Source organism: Tenacibaculum finnmarkense genomovar ulcerans (genome assembly GCF_900239495.1).
Classification (GTDB): Bacteria; Bacteroidota; Bacteroidia; order Flavobacteriales; family Flavobacteriaceae; genus Polaribacter; species Polaribacter ulcerans.
Genome location: NZ_OENE01000004.1, coordinates 289,353 through 301,069, shown reverse-complemented (window position 1 = coordinate 301,069; position 11,717 = coordinate 289,353). Strand labels below are relative to the sequence as shown.

10 protein-coding genes are annotated in these 11,717 nt (G+C 31.1%); 6 read left to right on the top strand and 4 right to left on the bottom strand.

Translation table 11 applies throughout. The features are described from left to right. Positions 1-9: 9 nt before the first annotated feature. Positions 10-2,517, bottom strand: a complete 2,508-nt coding sequence (locus tag DPIF8902391_RS02205) for a YbcC family protein (RefSeq protein WP_172504921.1) — start codon at positions 2,515-2,517, stop codon at positions 10-12. A 334-nt stretch (positions 2,518-2,851) separates the two neighbouring features. Further along, positions 2,852-3,196: a hypothetical protein gene (locus DPIF8902391_RS02200; RefSeq protein ID WP_172504920.1), complete on the bottom strand. Its 345-nt coding sequence runs from the start codon at positions 3,194-3,196 to the stop codon at positions 2,852-2,854. A gap of 88 nt (positions 3,197-3,284) precedes the next feature. On the opposite strand from DPIF8902391_RS02200, the gene DPIF8902391_RS02195 reads away from it, so the two are divergent. Further along, positions 3,285-3,989, top strand: coding sequence for a Crp/Fnr family transcriptional regulator (locus DPIF8902391_RS02195; RefSeq protein WP_232119749.1), 705 nt, complete (start codon positions 3,285-3,287; stop codon positions 3,987-3,989). 43 nt (positions 3,990-4,032) lie between these two features. Here DPIF8902391_RS02195 and DPIF8902391_RS02190 read toward each other — a convergent pair whose 3' ends face one another. Both DPIF8902391_RS02190 and DPIF8902391_RS02185 read right to left on the bottom strand, forming a co-directional pair. Then, on the bottom strand, positions 4,033-6,060 hold the full coding sequence (locus DPIF8902391_RS02190) for a GTP-binding protein (RefSeq protein ID WP_172504919.1): 2,028 nt from the start codon (positions 6,058-6,060) through the stop codon (positions 4,033-4,035). A 42-nt stretch (positions 6,061-6,102) separates the two neighbouring features. Beyond that, on the bottom strand, positions 6,103-6,669 hold the full coding sequence (locus DPIF8902391_RS02185; RefSeq protein WP_058884869.1) for a tetratricopeptide repeat protein: 567 nt from the start codon (positions 6,667-6,669) through the stop codon (positions 6,103-6,105). A gap of 341 nt (positions 6,670-7,010) precedes the next feature. Between DPIF8902391_RS02185 and DPIF8902391_RS02180 the strand changes: the two genes are divergently transcribed. The 5 genes from DPIF8902391_RS02180 to DPIF8902391_RS02160 all read left to right on the top strand — a co-directional run bounded on the left by DPIF8902391_RS02180 (position 7,011) and on the right by DPIF8902391_RS02160 (position 11,704). Next, entirely contained in the window at positions 7,011-7,352 is a 342-nt protein-coding gene (locus DPIF8902391_RS02180) for a transposase (RefSeq protein ID WP_058884868.1), read from the top strand. A 131-nt stretch (positions 7,353-7,483) separates the two neighbouring features. Next, positions 7,484-8,965 (top strand): cobyric acid synthase, encoded by a 1,482-nt coding sequence (locus tag DPIF8902391_RS02175; RefSeq protein WP_172504918.1) that lies wholly within the window; start codon positions 7,484-7,486, stop codon positions 8,963-8,965. 269 nt (positions 8,966-9,234) lie between these two features. Continuing rightward, on the top strand, positions 9,235-10,245 hold the full coding sequence (locus DPIF8902391_RS02170) for a pyridoxal phosphate-dependent aminotransferase (RefSeq protein ID WP_172504917.1): 1,011 nt from the start codon (positions 9,235-9,237) through the stop codon (positions 10,243-10,245). Then, positions 10,236-11,174, top strand: a complete 939-nt coding sequence (cbiB, locus tag DPIF8902391_RS02165) for an adenosylcobinamide-phosphate synthase CbiB (protein WP_172504916.1) — start codon at positions 10,236-10,238, stop codon at positions 11,172-11,174. The genes DPIF8902391_RS02170 and cbiB overlap by 10 nt, the downstream gene beginning before the upstream one ends. A 2-nt stretch (positions 11,175-11,176) precedes the next feature. Next, on the top strand, positions 11,177-11,704 hold the full coding sequence (locus DPIF8902391_RS02160; RefSeq protein ID WP_172504915.1) for an AAA family ATPase: 528 nt from the start codon (positions 11,177-11,179) through the stop codon (positions 11,702-11,704). Positions 11,705-11,717: the final 13 nt, after the last annotated feature.

The window sequence follows — 11,717 nt, the reverse complement described above, 5'->3', positions numbered from 1 at the left end:
GTGCGCTACTTAATTAAATTGATGAATAGGTAAATTATTAGAAGAACTTTCAATAAATCGCTCGAAATTCTCAATTTTAGGAACCACTTTTTGAATCGGATGGTATATTTGAAAACTGCCATTTACCAAAATATAAAGCTCCTTATTAAAAGGATTGTAAACCGCTAATTTCATCCAACCTTTATCGTACCATCCAAAAGTATCAGGATTTGCTTTGAGTACTTTGAGTACTATTTCTGGTTTTTGTTCTACAATTGTCAAAATGCGTACCGGGTCATGAACATCAATCATTTGATATGGCAAACCAGGTCTTAAATCGCCCTTTACGCCATTGGCTACCGAATACAATCCCATTACATTTTGTGGTAATTTTGAACCTGCACCAAGCTTTTCATTATCTACCGTAGAAAAAAAATATTCTAAGTTTATTCCGCCTGCAACCCCTGTTCCTGCGCTTAGTATATTGGCTAAAAGCGCTCCATCTGCATCCGATTTATAATCATAAGAATTTAAAAAAGCTCGCTGATCTAAAAATAAATTTCTAGTTAAATTTCGATGCCCCACAATAAACAACGCATTGTTTGAATGATTATATTCAGGACGAGGTTCAAAAAGAGATAAGGCTCTTTTTTTAACAATTTTATGTACTTTTTTAGGTGTTTTTTTTGTGTTAATTAACAAAAATTGACGCGCACGTTCTTTGGCATTCATCGCTAACCCTGCTTCAAATTTTTCTTTATTTTTTGCATGTGCTGTAGCCAATATTTCAGGAATCAATTCTTGGTCAAAATAATCAAAAGTATCTTGGGTAGTATCGTGATATGCCCCAACAAAATGGGTGCTTTCAGGAATTATTATGCCCTGTTTTACAAGCGCTTTTCGAAGGTCTTTTCGGTTTGCCATTTGAGCAAATAACCGAGCGTTTACCGTACTTGGTCGCCCTGCACAAGCACCACAGTTATACCCAGCAAAATAGGGGTTATTTGTACTACTTCCGCCATGACCAAAAAAATAAACTAAGGGCATAAAATTTTTAGTTAACCCTGTATTAAACAGCTCTTCTTTTACCATTTTTATCATTTCTGATAAGGTAAATCCTACAATTAAATTATCCTCTAAATCATCTTTTTCATCCTTTAAATTATTTTTATTTTCATAAATTAAGGTTGAATTATAATCCATGTGATCGCTTTCGGCGCTATACTGTCCTACACTTTTCTTCGGATTAAAAATATTAAGTAATAATTTAAAGCTAGACCAAAATCCAACGGTTTGAGAAACTATAAATCCAACAAAAAAACCATGGGTATTGTTATTAAAATGTATATCGGTTTTAAATGTTGTTTTTCTATTTACTTCTTTAATTAAGTGCTTTGGAGATGCCGATGAAGGGCAAATCTGAGTCGCAAACTTCGCTTTTTCGGGTTTAAATTTTGCTAAAATATTAAAATGAGCAGGTGTTCCAAAAGTTTGACATTCAGGAAATAATAACTCAATATTTCTTCGGATACTCTCTTCTCTGTCGTCAATACAAAAAAATGCTTGTGTTTTTATCGCTGTTAATTCTTCCTTTTTTGAATATTTTATTCCCGCCAAAACTTGGTCGTGAAACATCAATTCAAATGAGGTGTGCCATAATTCTAAAACCTCCCAGTAATCAGTAGTTTTAACCTCTCTAAAAATATCTTCAGGCGCAAAATCGGCACCGATTGCTAGTGGTCTAAAATTTTTATTTACCGATAATTCTAAGGCTTCAAGCTCTAGTAATAATTCTAAATAAATAAATTCAAACAACAAAATTGGACGTGCTGCATACAGCGCATCAGGTTTTTTTTCAATGGCACAAACCATACCCGATATTCCTGGATGTGTGTATTGTTGATCTAGCAAATATTGCTCATAATAGCGCTGATCACCTACAATTAAACACAGTATATCCGACAATGATTTCTCTTTTTTATAAAGAAGTTTTATGGCTCTTTTTGAATTAAAAACCTTTGCATAGCTATGTTCTTGAATTTCAATAATGGTGTTTAGTAAACCATCTGCTTGCTTAGGAAATCCTTTAATTGCAATTCCTTGATCTAGGTAGGCGTTAATAAGTCGAATTAATTTTGGACGAACCATTGCATCCATATCGATGCTGTAATCGCTTTGCCAATGTGCTCTTAATTGTCCAATTCTTGGATTTATAAAAACAGGTTCTTCTAAGTTGAACATCTTTTTACGCCAGTCATCAATTTGATTTTTACCTTTTTTAACGGTAATTATTTCATTAATAATTTGATCGTTAATTTCGCCATTTTTATACTTTTTTCTATAATTAGATAGCGGTAATAATGTTCGATTACCAAAAATAGTAGAAGAAACTCGTAGTGCTTTAAAAAACTCTAACTCTTGAAAAGCGTGTAATGTATTGTGATGCACAAAATCTTTTAAGGGTGCTTGTGCAGGTAAAAAGTGCTTGAGTTGATGTAGCGTAAATGCTTCATCAAAAACGGCTTTTTTTGTAGACATTTTTGTGTATTTATATTGAAAATCAATGTGGTTTTATAAAAACCACCAGCAACCACCCTGACTTAAAAGAAGTTACAAGGAGTTGAACTATTGAAATTCAAAAAATTAAGAAAATTAAGAAGGTAAGTGGTTAAGAGCCTGTTTAAATTTTATCTAAAAAAATTTTATCGCTAAAAGTAAAAAATAGAACCATCAAAGGGGTTTTTTTTCAGTTTTACATGCTGATTTGTGGCAGTTTTTTACCATATTATGCGATGCTGAAATAAATTCAGCCAAACTTTTAAAGTATTTAAAACAGGCTCTAAGAAAAAATAAGAAGAATGTAAAATTTAAATTAACAAGGAATTTTTAACGAACAATATTCAATATACTTTGCATTTTTAGGGGTGAAAACACAAAACTCAAAATCAATAAAAAGAGGAATATAATAATCGTGAAAAATAAATGGATTTTTTGGTTTTATAAAAACAGTATTAGCCCCACCAGAAGAATTTCCTGATTCTATTGTTTTTTTTTCAGATAATGCCGATACACTTTCTAGTTCAGTTTCTTCTTCAAGCCATTTATTACTTAAATTTTCAGTAGTATTGCAAGGAATAAAATTACCCAACAGCAAGCTTTCCGAAACCTCTGGTATCAGAAAAAAAACAAGTGCTATTATAATATATTTTAAATTCATTCTCTAAAAACAAAATACTAAACAAAGTACAAATGTAACAAATATTACATTTAAAAATAATATTTATTACATTTATTGATATATTTTAATGATGAAAAATTTTTTTACACAGTTTGATTTCCAAAGTAACCTCTTATTTGAGGGCTTAAAAAAAGAAGATTTACAATTATTAGCGACTGTTTTAGAGCCTTGGCATATTAAAAAAGGTGCTAATTTATTTATTGAAAATGCAATTCCAACAGGGATATTTCAAATTAAAGAAGGGCGTGCTAAAAAATTTAAAAAAGGGTTTAGTGGCGATAATCAAATATTTTATATTTATACAGCGGGTGATTTATTAGGATACCATGCTTTATTAGGCGAAGAGCGTTATCAGGATTCTTGTCAGGCGCTAGACGATGTGGTTCTTAATTTTATTTCTGAAAAAAACTTTAGAATGTTACTACATAAAATTCCGACTCTTAAAGAAGCTTTTATCAAGAATATTAGCCATGAGTTTGGGGTGCTAGCAAACACAATTGCCTTGTTAGCTCAAAAAGATCAAAATGCCCGATTAGCCATTTTTTTAATATTACTAGACCATAAATTCAACCCTGAAAAGGAACAAAATAACGGTATTAATTTAACTAGAGATGATTTGGCAAATGTTATTGGTACCTCACGAGAAAGTTTGGGGAGAAGTCTTAAAATTTTTAAAGATAATAATTGGATTACAATACCTAAAAAAATCATTTATATTAAAAACAAAACAGCCCTTTTAAATTTTTTAAATTTAGATTTGACTGCTTTGTAATTTTGTAGCTTTTTTAATATGAAAAATGCGATGAATTGCGTCGTTACATTACGCGTTCATCCGCTTTATAAGCACCACGTCTATGTAAAATCCATTGGGCTTCATCTAGTGGATTTACGCCTTTATAATCTCGGTGTGTTCCTTCATTTTTAGGGCAAACATCATAGCCATAAAATTGCAAACGCAAGCGTAATTTCCCGCTAGATATGGTATTTAATTTAATGCTAAAATCTAAGGAAGTAGCTACAGGAATTTTTCCTTTTAAACTAAAGGTATCGCCTGAAAATTCTGGCGTATCAAAAGTAGCTCTTCGGGTGCTTAATTCAGAGGCTACTTTTCCTAATAACGCCTCATTTGCCTTTATTTCAAAACTTAAAATTGGTTCTAATAAATGCGTTCCCCCCTTTTTTAAACCTTGCATAAGCCCCATCGGAGTTGCTAAATTAAAATCACCAGGACGAGAATGTATATTATGGTCTTCCCCTTTTATAAGCGTAATTTTTACATCGGTAACCTCCCAGCCTAAAATTCCTTGTGCCAATGCTTTTGGAATGGTTCGGGCTATTTCATTTTGATATTTTATATGCACATCATTTTGAGAAACAATACTACTATAACTAACCCCCGAATTTAAAGGCGCAGGCTCGATTAAAAACGTCATAATTGCCCAACAAGGTTTTGGCATCCAATAACGAATATAACCTTCGGCTTTTTTACTGATAGTTTCTTTATACACCACTTGTGGGTCGGTAAAAGTTGCCGAAATATCAAAACGTTCTTTTAAAACATGGGCTAATATTTCAATTTGCATCTGCCCCATTAACAGCAATTGCAATTCTTTTTCTACCTTAAACCATTTAAATTTTAACGAAGGGTCTTCGCTGTCTAATTGCTCTAAAGCCTGTGCCAAGGCATTATAATCTTCATTTTTTTCAGGAATAACCTCAACGGTAAGCACCGGAATATGCAATTGCGGAAGTGTAGGGATTTTATCGGGGTTTCCTAAAATATCGCCTGCTTTTGTTCCTAAAACTCCTGTAATTACACCAATATCACCCGCTTTTAAAACAATATTATCAACATATTTTGTTTGTTCTAATTGCTTAGTTTGATTTATTTTTGTTTCTAATTCCTGAGTATAATTGTACACCGTTATTTTAGAAGATAATTCGCCTGAAAAAACTTTTACATGTGCCATTGCCCCAAAAACCTTATGATGTTCTAACTTAAAAACATAGGCTGAAAGTGCTGTTTCTGCTATTTTTTCTGATGATGCTATTTCTGTTTTTTCTGATATCGGACAAAAAGCGATAATTCCATCTAACAATTCGGTTACACCCAAGTTATTTTTAGCAATTCCTGTATAAACAGGTGTAATTTTTGCATCAATAGTTAAATTTCGGATGCTTTTTAAATAGGTTTCATCAGTTATTTTTTCATCATTTAAAAAAGAGACTAGTAAATTTTCGTCCGCCTCTACTAAATGTTCCATTGTTTTTTCTCTGATCTCTGAAGTTGCCACTGCTGCTTTATTATCCGAAGAAATATTAAAAATCGCCGAAATATTCGCTTCTAGCAAACCATCATTTTCAGAAGCGTATAACACAACGGGCTTTGCTTTTAAATCGGTTTCTAATTGCGTAATTACCGTTTCGGCATCGGCTCCTTGCCTATCTATTTTATTGATAAAAATAATGGTCGGAATTTGTAATTCTTGTAAGGAATCCCAAATATTTAAGGTGTGGGCTTGCACGCCTTCGACAGCAGAAACCACTAAAACAACAGCATCAACTACACAGAGTGCTCGCTCTACTTCGCTCGAAAAATCAACGTGACCCGGTGTGTCAATTAAATTAATTTTAACGCCTTTCCAATCAAATGATGTGGTGGCGGCTTTTATAGAAATTCCACGTTCTTTTTCAAGCGCTAAACTATCAGTACTTGTAGAGCCTTTATCTACACTTCCAAGGGTTCTAATTGCTCCTGAATTGTATAAAAAATGTTCTGTTAATGTTGTTTTTCCAGCATCGACATGTGCTAAAATACCGATATTTAGTATTGGTTTATTCATAAAATATACACTTATAAAATTGCTTAAAAGCGGTGTTTTAAATTAATCTAATTGCGCTTCATTTTTAGCTTCCACAACTTTATCAGTGGTTTTCTTTGCTTCGGATGCTTTCTTTTTTTTAACCTTTTTTTTCGGCATCTTATCTTTAATACGTTTTTTTTGTTCGGTAATTATTTCCATAAAAGGCGTATTGAAAGTATAGGTTTTTGCTTTTTTAATAAAACACAAAGCCTTTTTATATTTTTTCAATTTCTCATAAAGTACTGATTTTTTGGTGTATAAAACCGCTTTATCAGCGCCTTTTATAGTTAAAGCAAAGTCAATAAAATCAGCTGCTTCTTTTACATCTTCATTCCACAACAAGGCGTTTATAAAAGGTTCATATACTTCAAAAGCATTTATTTTAATCGCCAATACTTGTTTGAAGTAGTTAATTCCTTCTTGATAATCGTATAATTTTTCACTGTATATACGTCCCATTAATGTTAATGCCATCGTATTTTCGGCATCGTAAGACAAGGCATAATTTAAAGCCTCCATGGTTTCTTCTGTATCGTAATTAAAAGAATCTAATGCTTTAAAAACATAATTATTTGGTACTGTTCCCATTTTATTTTTTATTTATGTTCGTTTTAAATGAAATTAAGTAAAATAAAACAGTTATAAAGGTTGATAAAAAATACAACACTTAAAAAAAGCTTGTTTTTTACTATTTAAAAATTGAACGCCACAAAGATACTGTATTACCCGTAAATAGATTATTCGGTAGAGAGATGATTAATTGTGTTGTTTCTGTGGATAAAAAAGGAAGATGATCTTTTTAAAAAACAAAGACTTTTATGATTGATGTGGTTATTTTATTTATTGTTGATAAACTGTTAGGCACATACATATTTACGCGACATAAATCGTACATATATACACTATACCCATAAATACCATCAATAAAAATGGATAAATTTAAGGATAAATACCGCATACTATCGGCTCGTTTACAAAATTGGGATTATGGAAATAATGGAGCTTATTTTATAACCATCTGCACTGCGCAGAACCAGCATTATTTTGGCGCTATAAAAAATAAAGAAATGCTGCTTAATGATATCGGAGAATTGGCTAAAAAATATTGGCTTGAAATTCCTAATCGTTTTTCGTTCATTACATTAGGTAACTTTATAATTATGCCCAATCATATGCACGGTATATTAATTATTGATAAATTTTCATCAGATATTTCCGAATCATTCGTACAGATGCGATTTATCGCGTCTCACATAATAATTCTCACATAATAAATTCACGATTAATAGATTCCGTTAAATAGCCGCGATAAATCGCGTCTCTACAGTAAAACACAAAAACCCTAACCAAATAATACACAATCTATATTTTATTCAATATTTTTGTGCTTCAAAAAAATAAAATGAAAAACCTACACCCTATAATGTTAGTCGGCACAGGCTCTGATGTTGGTAAAAGCTGGATAACTACAGGAATTTGTAGGTGGCTCAAACAAAAAGGATATAATCCCGCGCCTTTTAAAGCGCAAAATATGTCGTTAAATAGTTTTTCTACGCCCGATAATCTTGAAATTGGAAGAGCGCAAGCGGTACAAGCTGAAGCCTGTGGTATTTCGCCATCTGTAGAAATGAATCCGATTTTATTAAAGCCATCTTCTTTAAATAAATCACAAATTGTTTTACACGGAAAACCAATTGGTAATCAAACCGCAAAAGAATATTTTTTAGGCGATAATAAAAAACAACTATTTGAAGAAGCTAAAAAAGCCTTTAAAAAATTAGCATCAAAACACAATCCTATTGTTATGGAAGGTGCAGGAAGTATCAGTGAATTAAATTTAAAACATCGAGATATTGTAAATATGCCCATGGCAGCAGCAGCAAATGCTTGTGTTTATTTAATTGCCGATATTGATAAAGGTGGCGTTTTTGGTAGTGTTTATGGTACTATTGAACTGCTTGAACCATGGGAACGCAAACTTATAAAAGGTATTATAATTAATAAATTTAGAGGCGATCCTGATTTATTTATCGAAGGAAAAAAGAAATTAGAAGAGCTTACAAATGTTCCTATATTAGGAATTTTACCCTATGCTACAGATATTATTATTGAAGAAGAAGATTCTGTTGCATTAAATAAAAGAGCGACAACAGCTACCGAAAATAAATTAAATATTGCGGTTGTAAAACTTCATTATATGTCTAATTATACCGATTTTCAGGCATTAGAACAAGAACCGCTTATCAATGTCTATTTTACAAGAAATTCCGAAGAATTAAAAAAAGCCGATGTACTTATTATTCCAGGCACAAAAAATACGATTGAAGATTTAATCGCTTTAAAAAAAGAAGGTTTAGATACTGTTATTAAAGAACAATACAAACACATTCCTGTTTTGGGGATTTGTGGCGGATATCAAATACTAGGTAAAACAATTAACGACCCTTTTGGGGTCGAAAGTAACATTAAATCGGAAGTAGGCTTGGGTTTATTTGATATTGAAACGACACTTTCGAAAACCAAGCAAACCATACAGCGTAATTTTTATTTCAAAGATAAAAAAGAACCTTGTGAGGGTTATGAAATTCATATGGGCGAAACTATTGTTCCGAAAAATAAGCATCTAAATTATTTCATCAATAAAAAAAGCAGTCAAGAAAAAAAGCAAGAAGAAGGTTATTTTGACGGAAATAAAAGTTGGGGAACCTATTTACACGGTATTTTTGACAATCAAGAAATAGTAACCGATTTATTACAGTTAAAATATCCGACCGAAAAAGCCAAAAATTACAAAGCTTTTAAAGCAATTCAATTTGATAAATTAGCCGATTGGATTGACCAAAATTTAGATATGAAAGCCATTATTAAAAACAGTACACACTAAGAGCCTGTTTAAATTTCATGTAAAAAAGTTTTGTAGTATAAATATAGGAAATTGAATTTGTCAATTCGAGTGATTTTAATGACTAAAAGGAATTAAAATTGTATCGAGAATTTGAATTCTTTTATATGATTTTTGATTGACTTTCAAGCTAAAAAAGTTCTCGATACAATTTTTTTGAAGAAAAAAAATCACTCGAACTGACAGTTTTTTGTCAAAAAAATTATTATTGAATAGAATTTAAAGAGGTTCTAAAATTAAAAACAAAAATAATGTTAAACGGACATGGAGATGATCTTCATTTAATTAAAGGAGAAATTAAGCACAATTTTAGCTCGAACGTATATTATAAAGGATGCCCTGAAATATTACTGTCGCATATTTCAAAAAGTGTTCCTTTAATTCAAAGTTACCCCTCGCCTACTGCTAGCGAATTAAATATTTTGGCGGCTAAAAAATTTGACTTAAACAGCGAAAATTTTTTATTTACAAACGGTGCTACGGAAGCTTTTTATTTGATTGCTCAATTATTTTCTGATAAAAAAGCCGCTATTGTTACACCTACTTTTTCAGAATATGAGGATTCTTGTAAAATTTTTAAATTAGATTATCAATTAATTTCTAGGGATAAAATAAACCAAACAACTGCCGACCTTATTTTTATTTGTAACCCTAATAATCCTACGGGAGCTATTTTTTCATCCGAAGAATTAACAGCCTTTTTTAAACAAAAACCAACTACTATTTTTGTTATTGATGAAGCTTATATCGAGTTTACAAACAGTGCAACATCAATTGTTTCATTAATCAAAGAGTTTGATAATTTAATAATCGTTCGTTCATTGACAAAAACATTTACCATTCCTGGTTTGCGTTTAGGATATCTTATTTCTTCGGATAGATTAATAACATCACTTTTAAAATTAAAAATGCCTTGGAGTGTTAATTTATTGGCAGTAAAAGCGGGTGAATTTATTTTTAATAATTATAAAACACTTCAATTTAATGCTGCGGAATTAATTGCAGAAACAATACAATTCCAAAAAGAATTATCTATTTTAAAAGGGATTAAAGTTTGTAAAAGCAATACCTCTTATTTTTTAGTAGAAATTTTAAATGATAAAAAAGCCAAGGATTTAAAAGAATATTTAATTATAAATCATCAAATTTTAATTAGAGATGCTACTAATTTTAAAAAACTAAACGGCGAATATATTCGATTATCGACACAAAGTAAATCGGCTAATAACATTTTAATTAACGCATTAAAAGAATGGCTTTAAACGCAATTTATATTTTAATAAGTGCTTTTTTGTTGGATGTACTTTTTGGCGATCCAAAAAAATTACCGCATCTTATTATCGCTTTTGGAAACAGTATTTCTTTGGGTGAAAAATGGCTTAACAAAAAAAATAATCAATTTTTAAAAGGGGCTTTTTTAAGCATTTTTTTAGTGAGTATTTCTTTTATCGCTCCATATTTCATTATTAAATGGCTAAATGCTGCCGATTTTAAAATTTTAGCGAACATATTTTCAGTACTGATGTTATTTTATTGTCTTGCCAATAAAACCTTAGTTAAAGAAGGATATGCTGTTTTTAATACCTTAAAAAAGGAAGGTTTAGAAGCTGGAAGAAAACGTTTATCGTGGATTGTTGGGCGAGAAACCACCAATTTAAACGAACAACAAATCAGAATTGCTACTTTTGAAACCATGTCGGAAAATTTAAGCGATGGTGTTATTGCGCCCTTATTTTATTTTTTGATTTTCGGTGTTCCTGGTGCAATGGCGTATAAAATGATCAATACTTTCGATTCTATGATTGGTTATAAAAGTGATCGGTATTTTTGGTTCGGGAAATTTGCCGCAAAATTAGATGATGTTGCTAATTATATTCCTGCACGAATTACTGCAATACTAATGCTCGTTGTTCAAAATAAAATTAGTGGAATTTCTACTGTTTTTAAACAAGGAAAAAAGCACAGTAGCCCAAATGCGGGATATCCTGAAGCTGCTTTGGCGTATATTTTAAATTGCCAATTTGGAGGCTCCAATTATTATCATGGTAAATTAGTTGAAAAACCTTTTATCGGAACTAATAACCGAATAATTAAACACGAAGAAATTAAAATAGTTCACAAAATTAATTATAAAGTAAGCCTTCTTTTTTGTCTTTTAATTATTGCTATATTCTTATTTTTTATTGATTAAAGATGCCTAAAAACCTCAAGAAATACATTATTACTGGCGCTCCTGGCACAGGTAAAACAACCTTGATTAATCTTTTAAAAAACAGCTTTTCTTGTATGGATGAAGTTTCAAGAAAGGTAATTACAGAGGAACAACAAAATAACCGAAACGGCATGCCTTGGCATAATATCAATCGTTTTGCTGAGCTAGTTTTTACCCGTACAAAACAAGAATTATTAACTTCGGATGCCCAATTTTGTGATCGGTCGGTGTTAGATTTAGAAGCGTATTTATCCGTAGAAAAAAAAGAAATACCTGATTATTTAAAAAATTTCTGCTATAAAAAAAATTACCACAAAACCGTGTTTTTTACCCCTACTTGGTTTGCTATTTACCAACAAGATCCACAGCGATTACAAGAATTTGACTATTGTTTGAAATTAGAAAAATCACTTTTAGAACACTATAAAAGTAAAGGCTTTAAAATCATTATACTACCTCGTTTTTCGGCTATAAAAAGAAAAAAACTCATTTTAGATTTTATCTTTTAAGTCAAAAAAAAAC

Excerpts from the sequence above, each read along its gene's own strand:
- DPIF8902391_RS02205 (WP_172504921.1), bottom strand. The coding sequence starts at position 2,517 with ATGTCTACAAAAAAAGCCGTTTTTGATGAAGCATTTACGCTACATCAA.
- DPIF8902391_RS02200 (WP_172504920.1), bottom strand. The coding sequence starts at position 3,196 with ATGAATTTAAAATATATTATAATAGCACTTGTTTTTTTTCTGATACCA.
- DPIF8902391_RS02195 (WP_232119749.1), top strand. The coding sequence starts at position 3,285 with ATGATGAAAAATTTTTTTACACAGTTTGATTTCCAAAGTAACCTCTTA.
- DPIF8902391_RS02190 (WP_172504919.1), bottom strand. The coding sequence starts at position 6,060 with ATGAATAAACCAATACTAAATATCGGTATTTTAGCACATGTCGATGCT.
- DPIF8902391_RS02185 (WP_058884869.1), bottom strand. The coding sequence starts at position 6,669 with ATGGGAACAGTACCAAATAATTATGTTTTTAAAGCATTAGATTCTTTT.
- DPIF8902391_RS02180 (WP_058884868.1), top strand. The coding sequence starts at position 7,011 with ATGGATAAATTTAAGGATAAATACCGCATACTATCGGCTCGTTTACAA.
- DPIF8902391_RS02175 (WP_172504918.1), top strand. The coding sequence starts at position 7,484 with ATGAAAAACCTACACCCTATAATGTTAGTCGGCACAGGCTCTGATGTT.
- DPIF8902391_RS02170 (WP_172504917.1), top strand. The coding sequence starts at position 9,235 with ATGTTAAACGGACATGGAGATGATCTTCATTTAATTAAAGGAGAAATT.
- cbiB (WP_172504916.1), top strand. The coding sequence starts at position 10,236 with ATGGCTTTAAACGCAATTTATATTTTAATAAGTGCTTTTTTGTTGGAT.
- DPIF8902391_RS02160 (WP_172504915.1), top strand. The coding sequence starts at position 11,177 with ATGCCTAAAAACCTCAAGAAATACATTATTACTGGCGCTCCTGGCACA.